Genomic DNA, 17,314 nt, shown 5'->3' with positions numbered 1-17,314 from the left:
ATCTCCGCGTACAACCGAGCCGCCGCGCTCGAAACCATCGTCGCCCCCCAGCCAGCGCCATCGCTTCCCATATGTCCGGAAGACAAGGATAGACAACTACTGAGCGTCACTAGAGTCGGCATCCGGGCCCGGTAGCGGTAGCTCCACCCGGATCTCGACGCCTTCGCCTCTGGTGGCGGCTGGCCCGCGTTGTGGGCTGTGCTGGTGGTGCTGGCCACCTACACGGTGGATGACGTGATCTCGATGGACTGGTCGCCGGCGTCGGCGTACGCGCAGGCGCTGGAACGGAAGCGGCGGGACCACCCCCGTCATGGAGACGCCTGGTCAGCGGAGGAGGACGACCAACTCCGCCAGGAGCATGAGGCGGGCTGGACGGTGCGGACGATGGTCGACAGTCATCAGCGTGGTCGTGGCGCAATCGAATCCCGTCTGGTGAAGCTGGGCCTCGAAGGCCCCGAGCCGTCTTCCCCGACCAGTAGTTAGGCGGTCTTGGGCCTGCATCTCATCGATGCGACGTGTCCCGCACGGGGAGTGTGTGCGTCCGCATCTGGTCGGATGCGTGCGTGATGCCCAGTTGAGACGGTATGAGGTGATGAGGCTACGGTGTGGTAGTCCGTTCTGCACCGTCCTGGGGGGTTGCCGGTGGATGTGTTCGCTGTGCGCGACAGGCTGGTGCGGGACTATGAGGAGTTCGTTCGTGGCTTCCTGACCATCCGGGACGCGAGGATCCGGGCGCACGTCGAGGATGCGGTGGCGCAGGGCCTGCTGTGGCCGGAGGCGTGGCTGTCGCTGAACCCGGCGTTCGAGCCGGGCGGTGAGATCTCGGAGTTGGCGCACGGCGGGCCGGGCGGCCTGGATCCGGGGTGTGCTGACATCTTCCGGATCGGCGGGATGCCGATCCGGCTGCACCGCCACCAGCGGGACGCGGTGGAGCTGGCCCAAGCCGGCGCGAGTTACGTGGTGACAACGGGCACCGGGTCCGGAAAGAGCCTCACCTATCTGGTGCCGATTGTCGACCACGTCCTGCGGGTGGGGACCGGCGGTGGCATCAAGGCGATCATCGTCTATCCGATGAACGCGCTGGCGAACTCGCAGTTCGAGGCGCTGAAGGAGTTCCTCGGTGACAACGGGCGGGTGACGTTCGCCCGGTACACCAGCCAGGAGGACGACGAGCGTCGCCGGGAGATCCTGGCGGAGCCGCCGGACATCCTGCTGACGAACTACGTGATGCTGGACCTGATCCTGACCCGTCCGGAGGAGCGGCGGCGGCTGATCCAGCGGGCGGGTGGTCTGCGTTTCCTGGTGCTCGATGAGCTGCACACCTACCGCGGGCGGCAGGGTGCGGACGTGGCGATGCTGGTCCGCCGGGTCCGGGACGCCTGCGGCAGCCCGGACGTGCGGTGCGTGGGAACGTCGGCGACGCTTGCGACCGGCGGCAGCCGCGCCGAGCAGCACGTCGAGATCGCGCGCACCGCGTCGACGATGTTCGGGCTGCCGGTGGCGCCGGAGCATGTGGTGGACGAGACGGTGCGCCGGGCCACCGTGGACGTTTCCGCCGACCCGGACCGGTTGCGCGCGGCGGTGGCCAGGCGGGTGCCTCCCGTCGAGCTGCGTGAGGACGTCCTGGCGAGCTGGGCGGAGTCCCAGTTCGGCCTGGCAGAGGAGGACGGCCGGCTGGTGCGGCGCCGCCCGCGCAAACTGCCGGATGTCGCCGCAGAGCTGGCCGAACTGACGGGCGCGGCGGTCGAGAAGTGCGAGCACGCACTGCGGGAGACGCTGCTGGCTGGCAGCCGGCAGGTCGACGCGTTCGGCCGGCCGCTGTTCGCCTTCCGGCTGCACCAGTTCGTGGGCAAGGGCGACACCGTCTACGTGTCGCTCGACGTGGAGGAGACCCGGCACGTCACGACGCGGCGTCAGCTCGCGCACCCGGATGACCCGGACGCGATTCTGGTGCCGCTGGTGTTCTGCCGGGAGTGCGGCCAGGAGTACCTCGCGGTGACCCGCCGCAATGGTCGGTTCGGGGTGAGTGGCACGTCGGCTGACGTGGAGGACGACGAGCACGGCGGCTACCTGTACGTGTCGGCGTCGACCCCGTGGCCGCGTGGTCTCGACGCGGTGGCCGGCCGGCTGCCCGCCTCATGGCTCGCGGCCGACGGATCCGTGCTGCCGAACCGGGCAGGCCTGCTTCCCGAGCCGATGCGGGTGGCGCCGGACGGCCGCCAGCTCGGCGACCACGACGACGGCGGCCTCGCGGCGGCCTTCGTGCGGGCGCCGTTCCGGTTCTGCCTCAACCCGGACTGCCGGGTGTCCTATGAGTCACCCCGGCAGCAGGACTTCGCGAAGCTGTCGAGTCTCGGCTCGGAGGGGCGCAGCTCGGCGGCGACGGTGCTCAGCTCCAGCCTGATGCGGGCGCTGCAGGACCAGAAGGATCTCGCCGACGAGGCCCGCAAGGTGCTGGCGTTCACGGACAACCGGCAGGACGCGGCCCTTCAGGCCGGGCACTTCAACGACTTCGTGCAGGTCGGCATGGTGCGCGCGGCCCTGCATCGAGCATGCGAGGCCGCCGGCGACGACGGGCTGACCCACGAGGACCTCGCGGGGTCGGTGGTGCGGGCGCTGGCGTTGCCGCGGGAGCGGTACGCGCAGGAGCCGCAGCGGAAGGGGTCCGGGCGGGAGCTCGCCGATCGGGCGTTGCGCCAGGTCGTCGAGTACCGGCTGTACCTCGATCTGCAGCGCGGCATCCGGATCACGATGCCGAACCTGGAGCAGGCCGGCCTGCTGCGCGTCGAGTACCGGTGGTTGGACGAGGCGGCAGCCGACGACGAGTCGTGGCGGGGCACCGCGCTTGCCGACGTCGCGCCCGACGACCGCCTGCGCTTGATGGCGGTGCTACTGGACGAGATGCGACACAGCTTGTCGCTGCGCGCGGACGTGCTCTCCCTCGACGGCTTCGAGCGGGCGCAGTCGCTGGCGAACCAGCATCTGACCGGGCCGTGGCAGCTGGAGGAGGAGCCGTTCATCGCGGGCCGGCTGCTGCCCCGCGCCAAGCGCCGCGACGAGCCGCGGACGGACCAGTTCGTCTCCGGCCGGTCGGCGTACGGCGCCTTCCTGCGGCGGGAGGTGCGAGCGCTCATCGGCAGCGCGTTGTCCGTCGACGACGCCGAGGCCGCGATCGTCTCGGTTCTCACAGTGGCCGAGGAGTACGGCATCGTGCACAAGATCGATGATGACGGGCGGGGGAGCACCGGAGCCGGTTATCAGCTGAACGCGGCGGTCCTGGTGTGGAAGGCCGGGGACGGCACCACGCGAGCGCCCGACCCGCTGCGCGTCACCGTCGGCGATCAGGGTGGTCGGACGAACGGCTACTTCGTCGGTCTCTACCGGGAGCAGGCCAGAGAGCTGGCCGCGCTGTCGTCGGCCGAGCACACAGCCCAGGTCCCCGCCCTGATCCGGGAGCAGCGAGAGCAGGCGTTTCGCGAGGCGTCGCTGCCGGTGCTGTTCTGCTCGCCGACCATGGAGCTCGGCGTCGACATCTCCTCGCTGAACGCGGTGCTGATGCGCAACGTGCCGCCGACACCGGCGAACTACGCCCAGCGATCCGGCCGGGCCGGCCGGCAGAGCCAGCCCGCTCTGGTCGTCACCTACTGCACCAGCGGCAGCGCCCACGACCAGTACTACTTCCGCCGCTCCCAGGACATGGTCGCCGGCGCGGTCGCCCCGCCCCGCCTGGACCTGGCCAACGCCGACCTGGTCCGTGCCCACGTGCAGGCGATCTGGCTGGCTGAGACCACCCAGCAGGCGCTGGGCAGCTCGCTGGTGGACATTCTCACTGTCGCCGGCGAGGACCCGCCCCTGACACTGCGGCCCGAGGTGGTCGCGGCGATGTCGGACGAGGGCGCCCGACTGCGGGCGACGCGGCGGGCTCGTCGGGTGCTGGCGGACACCCGGGAGATCGTCGAGGCCCCCTGGTACGACGAGGGCTGGGCGGAGCGGACCGTCAGCCGCGCGCTGGAGAACTTCGACCGGGCCTGCGACCGGTGGCGGACGCTGTATCGCAACGCCCAGGCGGAGTTCGCCGAGGCGAGCAGCGTGATCACCGATGTGTCGGCGTCGAAGGACGCGGTCGCGGCCGCGCGGGCGCGCCGCAACGAGGCGGAGGCCCAGCTCGACCTGCTGCGCAACGCCGAGACGTCCCTGGACCAGAGCGACTTCTACACCTACCGCTACCTGGCCTCGGAGGGGTTTCTGCCGGGGTACAGCTTCCCCCGCCTGCCGGTGTCGGCGTTCATTCCGGCGCGGCGGGGCCGCCGCCAGTTCGAGGGCGACTACCTGTCCCGGCCGCGCTTCCTGGCGATCAGCGAGTTCGGCCCGGGCGCGCTGGTCTACCACGAGGGTTCACGCTACGAGGTCTACAAGGTCGCCCGGTCGCTGCGCGCGGACACGGGCGGCCAACCGCGGCTCGCCCTGGAGGCGGCGAAGGTCTGCGCCGGCTGCGGTGCGCTGCACGACGCCGCCGACGATGTCTGCGCCTCGTGCCACGCCGAGCTGGGTCCGGCCTGGAACAACCTGCTGCGGATGACGACGGCGAGCACCCGGCGCCGGCAGCGGATCAGCTCGGACGAGGAGGAACGCCGTCGGCAGGGCTTCGACATCCGCACCGCCGTGGCGATGCAGGTCGACGGGCCCGACCGGCGGGTCGAGGCGACCGTCGCGGTGGCTGACGGGACGGCGCTGGCGCGGCTGGCCTATGCCGACGCGGCCACGATCCGCCGGATGAACATCGGCCTGCGGCGGCGCCGTGCAAAGGAGCCGACCGGCTACCGGCTTGACGCGGCCACCGGTCGGTGGGCCCGCCGCTCCGACCAGCCCACCGACCCGGACAGCCTGACCAGGAAGGCCACGGCGGGTTCGGGAGGCTCGGCGGCTGGCGAGCTGGTCGTCCCCTACGTCCAGGACAGCCGCAACGCACTCGTCGTCGAATGGCAGGCCACGCTGCGCCCGGACGCACTCGCCAGCCTCCAGTACGCGCTCAAACGCGCCGTGCAGGTCGAGTACGACCTCGAGGACTCCGAACTCACCGCGGAGGCGCTGCCGCATCTGTGGGACCGCCGCCGGATCCTGCTGTACGAGTCGGCCGAGGGCGGCGCCGGGGTGCTGCGCCGGCTGCTGCACGATGGCGAGCTCGACGCCGTCGCCCGCCGCGCGTTGGACCTGCTGCACTTCGATCTCGACGGCGGCGACCGGGGCGCTCCCGATGGTGTGACGGAGCGCTGCGCGCGGGCCTGCTACGACTGCCTGCTGTCCTACGGCAACCAGATCGAGCACGAACTGCTCGACCGCTTCCTGGCCCGGCCACTGCTGCTCGCGCTGGCCGACAGCAGCACCACGACGCTCCCACCGCCCGCCGGCTCAGCCTCGGGCTCGAGCACGCCGCGGACGGTGGACTTCGCCGAGGCCGGTCCCGAGTCCGCCCCGACGACGGCCGTCCCCGACCCCGATCCCCTTCCCACCGGGGTCCCGGATGGCCCGCCGCTGACTCGGGAGGACGCGACCGCGCGATTCGTGCGCTGGCTTGGCGACCACGGCCACCGACCGCCGGACGGCACGGCCGAGTTCATCGCCGAGGCGCAGGCCCGGCCCGACCTCGTCTACCACCTGGCGCACGGCGAGGTGGGCGTGTTCGTGCGCCGCGAGGCCCCCGAGACGGACGGGCAGGACAGGGCGGATGACGGGACCACCGGCGAGCTGGCGGTCGATCGGCTCGCCGCGCTCGGCTGGACCGTGATCGAGATCGGCGACGAGGACGAATGGGAGTCCCAGGTGGCGCAGCTGCCGAGCGTGTTCGGACCGGTGGCGGCCCGGTGACCGCCCCCGCGGCCCCGCGCACCACGTCAGTCTTCCCGCCCGGCTCCCTGGTCCGGGCCCGAGGCCGAGAATGGGTCGTGCTGCCCGGCGGCGAGGCGAACCTACTGCTGTTGCGCCCGCTCGGCGGCACCGACGACGAGGTCGCCGGGGTCCTACCGGCCCTCGAACCGGTCGAGCCCGCGACATTCCCGCCGCCGGACGCCACCGACCTGGGAGACGCGGCCAGCGCCCGGCTGCTGCGCAGCGCCCTGCGCCTGGGGTTCCGCTCCTCCGGCGGCCCGTTCCGCAGCCTGGCCGGGCTGGCCGTCACCCCCCGCTCCTACCAGCTCGTCCCGCTGCTGATGGCGCTGCGAATGGACACCGTCCGGCTGCTGATCGCCGACGGCGTCGGGATCGGCAAGACGATCGAGGCCGGCCTGATCGTCACCGAGCTGCTCGCGCAGGGCAGCACCGACCGGTTCACCGTGCTGTGCTCACCGGCCCTGGCCCAGCAGTGGAAGGCGGAACTGGCGGAGAAGTTCGCCCTGGACGCGACGCTGGTACTCGCCTCGACCGCCGGCCGGCTGGAACGCGACCTGCCGGCGGGGGAGTCCCTGTTCGAACACCATCCCTACACGATCGTGTCCACGGACTTCATCAAGGCGGCCCGCCGCCGCGACGAGTTCCTGCGCGCCTGCCCGGACCTGGTTGTGGTCGACGAGGCGCACACCTGCGTCGCGGACGACGACGCCGGGCGCGCCGGTGCCGCCGCGCAGCAGCGGCAGGCGCTGCTGACCAGCCTGGCCGCCGACCCCGACCGGCACCTGCTGCTGATGACGGCGACCCCGCACAGCGGCAAGACCTCGGCGTTCCGGGCGCTGCTGGCCCTGCTCGACCCGGCGCTCGCCGACCTGCCCGAGGACCTGTCCGGACCGGCCCGCCGCCGCGACCGGGAACGCATCGCCCGCCACCTTGTCCAACGGCAACGCGCCGACATCCGCGCCTACCTCGACGAGACGACGTCGTTCCCGGACCGGCTGACCGCCGAGGAGCACTACCGACTCACTCCCACCTACCGGGCGCTGTTCGACGACGTGCTCGCCTACGCCCGCGACAGCGTCCACGACACCCGCGGCGGCGCGGTGGCGCAGCGGGTCCGCTGGTGGTCGGTGCTGGCGCTGCTGCGCGCCCTGGCGTCCTCCCCGGCTGCCGCCGTCGCGACCCTGCTCAACCGCAGCGGGGTCGCCGACGCCGACAGCGTCGCCGAGGCCGACGCGCTCGGCCAGGCCGGAGTACTCGACCTGAGCGACGCGACCTCCACCGACGGCGCGGACACCAGCCCCGGCGCGCAGCTCGACCCGGTCCGCGCGCGGCTGCTCGCGCTGGCCGCCGACGCGAAGAAGCTCCACGGCAAGGCGGACGACGCCAAACTCGCCAACGGCATGAAGATCGTCAAGGAGCTGCTCGACGGCGGCGACGCGGTCGTCGTGTTCTGCCGGTACATCGCCACCGCCACCTACCTGGCCGCCGCCCTGCGCGCTGACAGACGTTTCGCCGGCGTGGAGGTCGAGGCGGTCACCGGCGAGCAGCCACCAGATGACCGGGCCGTGCGTGTGGCCGGTCTCGCCGACCGGTCGGCCGGCACGAACCGCCGGGTGCTGGTCGCGACCGACTGCCTCTCCGAGGGCATCAACCTGCAGAACCACTTCACCGCCGTCGTCCACTACGACCTGTCGTGGAACCCGACCCGCCACGAGCAGCGGGAAGGCCGGGTCGACCGGTTTGGGCAGACCGCACCAGCGGTGAAGGCCGTCACCTACTTCGGCGCGGACAACCCGATCGACTCGCTGGTCCTCGACGTCCTGCTGCGCCGGCACGACGCGATCCGCAAGGACACCGGGGTGTCCGTGCCCGTCCCCGCCGACTCCGACGTGGTGCTCTCCGCGGTCCTGGAGGGCCTGCTGGCCGCAGGGGCCGCGCCGGACCAGCTCGAACTGGAGGGTGTCGGCGAGGCCGCCCGCGCCGACCTGCTGGCGAGGTGGACGTCGGCCGCCGAACGGGAGAAGCGCTCCCGCTCCCTGTACGCGCAGGAACAGATCCGCCCGGAGGAGGTCGGCCGGGAGGTCCAGGCGATCCGTGGCAGCCTCGGCGGCCCGGCCGAGGTCGCGGAGTTCACCCTGTCCACCCTCGCCGCCCTGCGCGCCCCCGCGCACCGCGATGGCGACCACTACCTGGCGCCGACCGCCGGCCTGCCACCAGCGTTGCGCTCTCAACTTGGTGTGAGCGGCGGGGAGCTGCGGCTGGCCGAGACGCTGCCGGCCCCACCGGAGATGGCCGTGCTGACCCGCACCGACCCGACCGTGGAGACCCTCGCCCGGTACGTGCTGGACACCGCCCTCGACCCGATCGGCGTCGACGAGGCCGACCGGCCGGCCCGCCGCTGCGGCGTCATGGTCACCGACGCCGCCGACGTCCGCACCGTCCTGCTCCTCGTCCGCTACCGGCTGCACCTGACCCTGCCCGGCCGCACCGGGCCGCGCCCGCAGGTCGCCGAGGAGGCACGCATCGTGGGCTTCACCGGCACCCCCACCGACCCGACGTGGCTCGACGACGACCAGGTCGCCGCCCAGCTCGCCGCCCGCCCGGTGGCCAACTATCCCCGCGACCTCGCCGCCGCCGACCTGCGCCGGCTGACCGCCCGCCTCGACGGCCTCACCGCCCACCTCACCGAGGTGGGCGAGACGCTGGCCGCGGACCTGCTCGCCAGCCACCGGCGCGTCCGGGAGGCTGCGGGCAGCACCGGCAACCTGGTCCGCCGCGGCCTGACCGTCACCGCCCAGCGCCCCGCCGACATCCTCGGCGTGTACCTGCACCTGCCGGCGGCCCGCGCATGACGACCCCACCGGCCACCGGAGCCTTCACCACCGTCCGCAGCGTCGGCGGCCTGCTGCCCACCGACCTGCTCGCCGCCGTCGCCACCAGCGACGGCCTGCCCGGACAGAAACCCGCCGACTACGGCCTCATCGGCCGGGAGACCCTGCGCGAAGGCGCGAACCGCTCCTTCACCCGCCTGCAGGCGGCCTGGGCCGACTTCCGCCGCCTCGTACCGCCCGGCCCGGTCACCGGCACCCAGACCGAAGCCACCCGCAACCGCTGGCTACGGGTGCTGTTCGACGAGCTCGGCTACGGCCGGCTACCCACCGCCCCCGCCGGCGGCATCACCATCGACGGCCCCACCGGCACCCGCGCCTACCCCGTCTCCCACCTGTGGGAACGCAGCCCCGTGCACCTGCTCGGCGCCGGGGTCAGCCTCGACCACCGAACCGCGGGCGTACCGGGCGCGGCGGGCGCCGCGCCGCACTCGATGGTGCAGGAGCTGCTGAACCGCTCACCCGACCTGCTGTGGGGATTCGTCTCCAACGGCCTGCGCCTGCGCCTGCTGCGCGACTCGGCGTCCCTGGTCCGCCAGGCCTACGTCGAGTTCGACCTGGAGGCGATGTTCGACGGCGAGGTGTTCGCCGACTTCGTCCTGCTCTGGCTCGTCGCCCACGCCAGCCGGGTCGAACCCCGCCCGAACAGCGACGCCCGCCCGGAAACCTGCTGGCTGGAGACCTGGCGCGGCGAAGGAACCCGACGCGGCACCCGCGCGCTCACCGCCCTGCGCGACGGCGTCACCCAGGCACTGACCATCCTCGGCCGCGGCTTCCTGCGCCACCCCGACAACACCGCGCTGCGCGCCGCCCTCGCCGACGGCACCCTGCCCAGCCGCGAGTACTACCGGCTGCTGCTGCGCGTCGTCTACCAACTGCTCGTCCTGTTCGTCGCAGAGGACCGCGACCTGCTCCACCCCCACGACGCCGCCCCGCAGGCCCGCGACACCTACCGCCGATACTTCTCCACCAACCGGCTGCGCCGACTGGCACGGCGCCGCCTGGCCGGCGGACGCCACGGCGACCTGTGGGCCGCCCACCAGGTCGTCCTGCACGGCCTCGGCGCGGAAACCGGCCGCCCCGAGCTCGCCCTGCCCGGCCTCGGCGGCATCTACGAACCCGACCAGCTCGGCCACCTCGCCACCACCGCGCTCACCAACGCCGACCTCCTCGCCGCCGTGCGCGCCCTGTCCGTCATCCGGGACGACAGCGGCCTGCCCCGATCGGTGGACTACCGCAACCTCGGTGCCGAAGAACTCGGCGGCGTCTACGAGTCGCTCCTCGAACTCGTCCCCCACCTCGACCGGGACACCGGGGCCTTCACCCTCGACGTCGCCGCCGGCCACGAACGCAAGACCACCGGCTCCTACTACACCCCACCCGGACTGGTCGAGATCCTGCTCGATGAGGCCCTCGACCCCGTCCTCGACGCGGCGAACCAGGCCGTCGACCCCGAGCGGGCCCTCCTGGATGTCACCGTCTGCGACCCGGCCTGCGGCTCCGGGCACTTCCTCGCCGCCGCCGCCCGGCGCATCGCCCGCCGCCTCGCCGCCGTCCGCACCGGCGAGGCCGAACCCTCCGTCGAAGCCACCCAGACGGCGATGCGCGACGTCGTCGCCCGCTGCCTGTACGGCGTGGACATCAACCCGCTCGCCGCGGAGCTCGCCAAGGTCGCACTGTGGCTGGAGGCCCTCGACCCCGGCCGGCCACTGTCGTTCCTCGACGCCCACATCAAGGTCGGCAACGCCCTCATCGGCACCACCCCCGACCTGGTAGACGCCGGCCTGCCCGAGGACGCCTTCAAGGGCCTCGTCGGCGACGACCCCGCCCAGCTGCGGGCCTACCGCAAACGCAACCGGGACGAGCTGAAGAAAGCCGCCGACGGCTACAGCGAGCTGCCGTTCGCCGACCCCAGCGAGGCATGGCGAGCCGACTTCCAGACGCTCGCTCGACTGCCCGAGGACAACCTCGGCGCCGTGCATGACAAGGCTCGGCGATGGCGACAGGCGGAGGCCAACGTCGAGCTGGACCACGCTCGGCTGGCCGCCGACGCCTGGTGCGCCGCCTTCGCCTGGCCACACCGCCTCGGCCCCGACGCCGTCGCCCGCGAGCAGGAGCGTCTCAAGAAGACGAGCACCCCACTGCCGGTCACCGAGCTGCGCGCCGACCCACCGCCGCCCACTACCAACGACATCAGGCAGATCCGCGACACCGGCGCCGCCGCCCTCACCCAGGCCCAGCAGCAGGTGCTCACCACCCTGCGCGACCGCCACCGCTTCTTCCACTGGCCCCTGGAGTTCCCCGACATCCTGCCCGGCGGCTTCTCCTGCGTCCTCGGCAACCCGCCCTGGGAACGGGTCAAGCTCCAGGACGAGGAGTTCTTCGCCAGCCGCGACCGAGAGATCGCCAAGGCACTCAACGCCGCCGCCCGCAAGAAGATGATCGCGAAGCTGGACGAGGAACGGCCCGCGTTGGCCGCCGAGTACCAGCGCACCTTGCGCGACTCCGACTTCACCAGCCACTTCGCGCATGCCTCCGGTCGCTACCCGCTCACCGGTCGGGGAGACATCAACACCTTCCAGATCTTCGCCGAGCATGACCTGTCGGTGATTGCTCACCACGGCCGTCTCGGGGTCATCCTGCCCACCAACATCGCCACCGGCGACACCACTGCCGCCTTCTTCCGCCGCCTCGTGGAGACGTCGACGCTGGCTGGCTTCTTCGACTTCGAGAACGAGAAAGGAATCTTTCCGGGCGTCAACAATCGGGTCAGCTTCTCACTGCTTGTTGCCACCGGCGGCTTGCCGGTAGGCGATGCATCGTTCGCCTTCGCGGTCCAGCGAGTCGAGGATCTTTCGGCGAGTCGATTTGGACTCGCGCCACAAGAGTTTCTACAGGTTAACCCTAACAGCGGAACGTCCCCGGTCTTTCGATCCCGCAAGGATGCCGAGATTACGATCGCGATACATGGTCGTATCCCGGTGCTCGGTAATGATTCCGATGAGAGTCCCTGGAGGGCTGTCTTCTTTCGGATGCTTGACATGGCGAATGACTCAAGTAGATTTTTGACGGAAAAGGAGGTGAGGGATGGCGGATTTCTTGTGGACGGCAATGTTGCCGAATCTGACGAATCAAGGAAATATCCGCTATTCGAAGGAAAAATGCTACACCTTTATGACCACCGCTACGGGACATTCGAGGGGGCGACCCAGGCTCAAATCAACAAGGGGACATTGCCCAAATTTGGGCTATGGGAGCACGATAATCCGGCGGCAGTTTCGCAGCCTCGCTATTGGGTCGAAGAGGAGGATGTTGACAAGGAAGTTGAAAGAATCAACAGGAAACGTGGAGAGCGTTGGGATCGTGGATGGCTACTTGGCTGGCGTGACATAGCCCGCAACGACGAAGAGCGCACGCTAATTGTATCCGCTATCCCGGCGGGTGCAGTTGGTCACACAGCGCCTTTGCTTTTCACGTCCAACTCTGCGGTTGCAGCTCTTCATGCCAATCTTTCCTGCCTGGCTCTTGACTATGTTGCTCGGCAGAAGCTCAGTGGCACACATATGACGTTCGGCCTGATGGCACAGCTTCCGGTGCTGCCGCCAGAGGCATACCTCCAGCCGGCGCCCTGGGATGACGAGGTGGAGCTGCGAGACTGGGTGGCGGATCGGGTGCTGGAGCTGTCCTACACGTCGTGGGACATGGTGCCCTACGCCGAGGAGCTGAACGCGGGGGACGGACCGCCGTTCCGCTGGATACCGGAGCGGCGGGCGCAGCTGCGGGCCGAGCTGGACGCCGCCTACCTGCACCTGTACGGCCTCACCCGGGACGAGGCCGAGCATGTCCTCGACTCATTCTTTGTGCTGCGTAAGAATGAGGAGAAGGAGTTCGGCGAGTTCCGCACCCACCGTCTTGTCCTCGCCGCCTACGATGAGATGGCCACCGGCCGCTTCATCTCGCCGCTCGACCCGCCGCCCGGCGACGGCCCCCGCCACCCCGACCGGAGTCGAGCGTGACCGGCAAGGAACAGGTCTACGCCGCCACTCGCGTTCTCCTGGAAAAGGGCTTCGCCGCCGACGACTCGGCGTTCATGCCCGGCCGTCCGGTGTGGACGCAGACGAATGCCGAGAACCTTGCGGAACGGCTTGAGTATCAGCCGGTCCCAACGGAGGGAAAGAAGCCGCCGTTTCCGGAGCGTTATCGGACGGCGCTGGAGGGCGCCGACCCGGATGTCGTCCAGCTCGCCGCCGAACTGCTCTACCTAAACCTGCTGGCGCCCTCCGACATCAAGGGTGTGACGAAGCGGGTGGCGGTGCGCACCGTGCTCAAGGCGATGCCCCGTCCGGTTGCTGTCCCCGCCGAACTCGATGCGGCGCTCGACGGGGGCATCACCCCCTTCGGCCCGGCCGTCGCATACCGCAGCCAGCAGATCGCCTGGATGGCGCGGGTCGCCGCCAACGTCAGCAGCTTTCCGCACCAGGACAGACGCGCCGCGTTGGATGGCCCATGGGAGTTCCGGGCCCTGCTGGACGCGACGCCGAACTCGACCGCGCACGCCCAGCGACTCGCCCTACTGCATCTGGCGTTCCCGGATACTTTCCCTGACACCGTGAGCATCAACGGCCTCAAGGCGTTCGTGTCGGCGCACGCCGCAGAGGTGGGTGCCCTCACCGGAGACCTCGAACGGGACTTCGCCGCGATCCGGGTCGCGATCGAAGCCCGGGGGGAACCGTTCGACCTTTCGCTGTGGCTGCAACAGTGGGCGAAGAATCCGCCGGACGGGCAGAGCAATTCGGTGCCGTACCGGCGCGGCTGGCTCGTACGCGGCGCGAGCGTGCAGGGCCGCAACCTTGTGCCGCGATGGTTGGCGGAGGGCTACTGCTCGATCTCGATGCCGGGCTACCCGCAGGTTGACGTTGGCCTGACCCGCAGCGAGATCGCCCAGGTCGTCAGGGATGTCGAGTCGGGGCTGAGCCCGGCCCAGGAGCGAACACGGGTCACGCTGCTGGATCATTTCCTCAACCGAATGGCGCAGGGTGACCTCGTCGTCACGGTGAACGAGGATCGGGTGCACGTCGGTGTCGTCACCGGCGGCCCGTACTGGTTGCCGGGTCAGCTCCCGGCGCACTACCGCCGTGAGGTTCGCTGGCTGAAGGCCTCGCTGCGCCGCGGCGACCTGACCGACGCAGCCCAGGATCGGCTTACCGGCCAGGCCAGCCTGGTCGATCTGGGCGAGACGGCCCGGGAGATCGCCGAGTTGGTGGACCTCGACCCGCTGACGGACATCAATGACGATGAGGAAGTCGGACCGCTGGACGACGTCCTGAGGGACCCGCTGGGATCGGACGGCCTGCCGAAGCCAACCAACGTCGTGGTCGAGCAGCCGCCGCTGGCCGGGCTACCGGAACCCACCGCGGAGCTGGCCTGCGAACTGCTGGTTGACTCCGACTGGCTGGTCGAGACAGTCGATCTGCTGGAAGAAAAGAGGCAGCTGGTCCTATACGGGCCGCCTGGCACCGGTAAGACCTACCTGGCGCAGGAGGTCGCACGGTTCGTGGCTGAGCAGACCAACGGCAGCCACCGGCTGGTGCAGTTTCACCCGTCCTACGCCTACGAGGACTTCGTCGAGGGGTTCCGGCCGGGGCTGGGCGCGGACGGCACGTTCCGCTTCGCGAAGGAGTTCGGTCCGTTGCGCCGCCTGGTCGAGGACGCGGCGGCCAACCCGTCCGGCGCGTACGTCTTGGTGATCGATGAGATCAATCGGGCGAACCTGGCGAAGGTGTTCGGCGAGCTGTACTTCCTGCTGGAGTACCGCAATCGGATGATCGAGCTGCAGTACTCGGCCGGGGAGGAGTTCCGGCTGCCGGCGAACGTGTTCGTCATCGGCACGATGAACACCGCCGACCGGTCGATCGCGCTGGTCGACGCGGCGATGCGCCGCCGCTTCGCCTGGCAGCCGCTGTTCCCAGGCGAGCCGCCGGTAGCGGACATGCTGCGCCGCTGGCTGGCCAAACACGACCTGCCCGCGCACGTCGCCGACCTGCTCGACGCGCTGAACGCCGCGATCGGTGACCGGGACGCGGCGGTCGGTCCGTCTTACCTGATGAACCAGCGGGTGGCGAGCGAGGCCGGGCTGGCCAGGATCTGGCGCACGCAGATCCTGCCGCTGCTGGAGGAACGCCACCTCGGCGAGCACGCCGACGTCGCCGGCTACGTCCGGGACCGCTATGGACTGGCCACCCTGCTCGCCAGCGCTCTGCCCGCGATGCCGCCCGCCGAGGAATCGGACAGCGGCGCGGACGCCGCCGGTCAGTGAACGTCCGGACAACGCCGCGGCGGGTCGTCCTGGCCGAGTACGAGTCGCGGGCCGTCCCGGGCCTCACCGAGGACGTCGCCCGCACGCTTGTCGTGACCGGGGCTGTCAGCGCCAGCCGCAACCTCGGCGGGACGCTCCTGCTGACGGCGTCGACGAAGGTCGGTTTCGTCCGCGCCGGCGACGTCGAACTGGTCGTCCGGCCCAAGGTCAGCGTGTCGCGGCTGCTGTGGATGGTCGGGCACACCCGGGACCCCGCCGGCTGGCGGGACGACGACGTGGACGTCGACCCGGCCGACGACCTCGTTGCGGCCATTGCCGTCGCGTTCGCCGGCCAGACCGACCGCGCGCTGGCGGGCGGGCTGCCGCGTGGCTACCGACCGGTCGATGAGGCATCCCCGGTGCTGCGCGGACGGCTGCGCGAGGCTGACCAGATGCGGGCCCGGCTCGGCGTGGCGGTCCCGCTGGAGGTCCGCTACGACGACTACACCGCCGACATTCCGGAAAACCGCATCCTCGCCGCGGCCACCCGCCGGCTGCTGCGCATCCCCGGCGTCCCAGCACCAACCCGCGCGGCGCTGCACCGCATCCAGCGGCTCCTCGCCGACGTCACCCCGCTCGTCCCTGGCACCCCGCCTCCGGCGACCCCCGCTACCCGCCTGACCCGCCGCTACCAGCCAGCGCTGCGGCTGGCCCGGCTGGTCCTGGCCAACCGGGGCATCGAGATGCCCCCGTCCGCGAGTGCCGGCACAGTTGCCGCGACCGGCTTCTTGTTCGACATGTATGCCGTGTACGAGCAGTGGCTCACTGCCGGCCTGCGCCGCGAGCTGGAATGCCACGGCGGCGCCGTCGACGGTCAGCGGGTCATCCACCTCGACGAGGCCGGGAAGCTGGCCGCCCGCCCCGACATCACCTGGTGGCAGGGCACCCGCTGTCGCGCCGTCATCGACGCCAAGTACAAGGCCCCCACGTCCGTGCCGATGGAGGACCTCTATCAGCTGGTCACCTACTGCGCCGCGCTCGGCCTCACCGACGGCCACCTCGTCTACGCCGGCGGCTCACCCACCACCCACACCATCCGCCGCGCCGGGGTGCGCATCCACCACCACGTCATCGACCTCGGCCAGACCGTCCCCGTGCTCCTGGACCAAATCGGCCGCCTGAGCGCGTCCGTTCTGGATGCCCTACCCGCCAAGATGAGGTGAGTCAGGTGATGGTGTGCCGGTAGGCGGCGATGTTGCCTGCCTTCGCCGCGGTGTCCAGGTAGCCACGCCAGCGTGCCGGGACGATGCTGGCGGGCGCGGCGTCGGGGACCCTCCGTGCGCCTGCGGCGTTCAGTTCCCGCAGGATCGCCACGCTGGATGGCGGTAACTCCGGCCACGACGGGGCCCGCTTGTACCCCGTCCCGGTCCGGCGCCGTTGACTCGGGCCGCCAGGACGGACCGAAACGCGATAACAGGCGCGTTGTTCCCGAAAAATGAAAGAAGCTTCCTGAAAAACATCAGGAAGCTTCTTTCATCTGGTAGCGGGGGCAGGATTTGAACCTGCGACCTCTGGGTTATGAGCCCAGCGAGCTACCGAGCTGCTCCACCCCGCGTCGGCGTGTTCTTACCTTATAGGTCCGCCACCGGGAGGTGTCAAATCGATGGCCGCACCAGTTCGAACTTTTCTCCGTCCCTCCCTGACAACCGTTCCGCCGGTCCGACCACCGTTTCGCCGGACCGACGTCCAGCGCAGCGACCTCCGGCGTGACGCAGGGTAGAGCCGTCAGGCGGCTGGCGTCACTTCGGGCGTCGGCTGGTCCGAGCCGGTGGCAGCCCACTCTCTGTCCCGACTGGACTGGTCGCCGTCCGTCATTACCTGGCCGAGATGTCGGAGGTGTCAGCGTGGGCGGCTCCGCCTCGGATCTCGAAGAGGCCAGGTTCGATCTCGACGGAGTCTCGTTCGACGTCCGCGGTCTTCGGAGTCGCGCTCGGGCCTCCGGAGACGATCTGCCGGGCCACATGCTCGGCGTCGAGCATATCGGTCTTGCCTGCCGATCGCCGTTCGCCCTTGCGGGGCGGACGGGGCCGACTTCCCGTACCTGGTTGCCGTGTCGGCGTAAAAACCGCGCCAGCCCCAGGCCCTAGGAGCTGGTTCCCTCGACCCCGAACGCGAAGAGCCGGCCGCGGCCAGTACGCCCTTCCCCTGGAGGACCTGCACCGCACCCCACGTCCCACCCCCGCCG

The 17,314-nt window shown here is 70.7% G+C and carries 7 protein-coding genes and 1 tRNA gene; 6 read left to right on the top strand and 2 right to left on the bottom strand.

Features of this window, described 5'->3' with window-relative positions:
• Window positions 1-198: 198 nt before the first annotated feature.
• The 6 genes from C1A33_RS06330 (at window position 199) to C1A33_RS06305 (ending at window position 16,292) form a co-directional block, all read left to right on the top strand.
• Window positions 199-483, top strand: a complete 285-nt coding sequence (locus C1A33_RS06330; protein ID WP_101830585.1) for a hypothetical protein — start codon at window positions 199-201, stop codon at window positions 481-483.
• A 159-nt stretch (window positions 484-642) separates the two neighbouring features.
• Window positions 643-5,865 carry a DEAD/DEAH box helicase gene (locus C1A33_RS06325; RefSeq protein ID WP_101830584.1) on the top strand — a complete coding sequence of 1,741 codons (5,223 nt, stop codon included), beginning with the start codon at window positions 643-645 and terminating at the stop codon, window positions 5,863-5,865.
• Window positions 5,862-8,738 (top strand): helicase-related protein, encoded by a 2,877-nt coding sequence (locus C1A33_RS06320; protein WP_243407250.1) that lies wholly within the window; start codon window positions 5,862-5,864, stop codon window positions 8,736-8,738. Before C1A33_RS06325 ends, C1A33_RS06320 begins: the two co-directional genes overlap by 4 nt.
• Entirely contained in the window at window positions 8,735-12,790 is a 4,056-nt protein-coding gene (locus C1A33_RS06315) for an Eco57I restriction-modification methylase domain-containing protein (protein WP_101830582.1), read from the top strand. Before C1A33_RS06320 ends, C1A33_RS06315 begins: the two co-directional genes overlap by 4 nt.
• Window positions 12,787-15,090, top strand: coding sequence for an AAA family ATPase (locus C1A33_RS06310; protein ID WP_101830581.1), 2,304 nt, complete (start codon window positions 12,787-12,789; stop codon window positions 15,088-15,090). The genes C1A33_RS06315 and C1A33_RS06310 overlap by 4 nt, the downstream gene beginning before the upstream one ends.
• Window positions 15,087-16,292, top strand: a complete 1,206-nt coding sequence (locus C1A33_RS06305; RefSeq protein WP_101830580.1) for an McrC family protein — start codon at window positions 15,087-15,089, stop codon at window positions 16,290-16,292. The genes C1A33_RS06310 and C1A33_RS06305 overlap by 4 nt, the downstream gene beginning before the upstream one ends.
• A 1-nt stretch (window position 16,293) precedes the next feature.
• Here the strand turns inward: C1A33_RS06305 and C1A33_RS34615 are convergent, their stop codons facing one another.
• Window positions 16,294-16,443 carry a hypothetical protein gene (locus C1A33_RS34615; RefSeq protein ID WP_165818252.1) on the bottom strand — a complete coding sequence of 50 codons (150 nt, stop codon included), beginning with the start codon at window positions 16,441-16,443 and terminating at the stop codon, window positions 16,294-16,296.
• Between the two features lie 164 nt (window positions 16,444-16,607).
• Window positions 16,608-16,684, bottom strand: a tRNA-Met gene (locus tag C1A33_RS06300).
• Window positions 16,685-17,314: the final 630 nt, after the last annotated feature.

It is taken from the genome of Frankia canadensis (genome assembly GCF_900197875.1).
In the GTDB taxonomy this organism is placed as follows: domain Bacteria; phylum Actinomycetota; class Actinomycetes; order Frankiales; family Frankiaceae; genus Frankia; species Frankia canadensis.
This window is presented reverse-complemented; position numbering and strand designations above follow the sequence as displayed.

Bases quoted from the DNA above. Each gene is read 5' to 3' on its own strand.
- C1A33_RS06315 (WP_101830582.1), top strand. From the start codon at position 8,735: ATGACGACCCCACCGGCCACCGGAGCCTTCACCACCGTCCGCAGCGTC.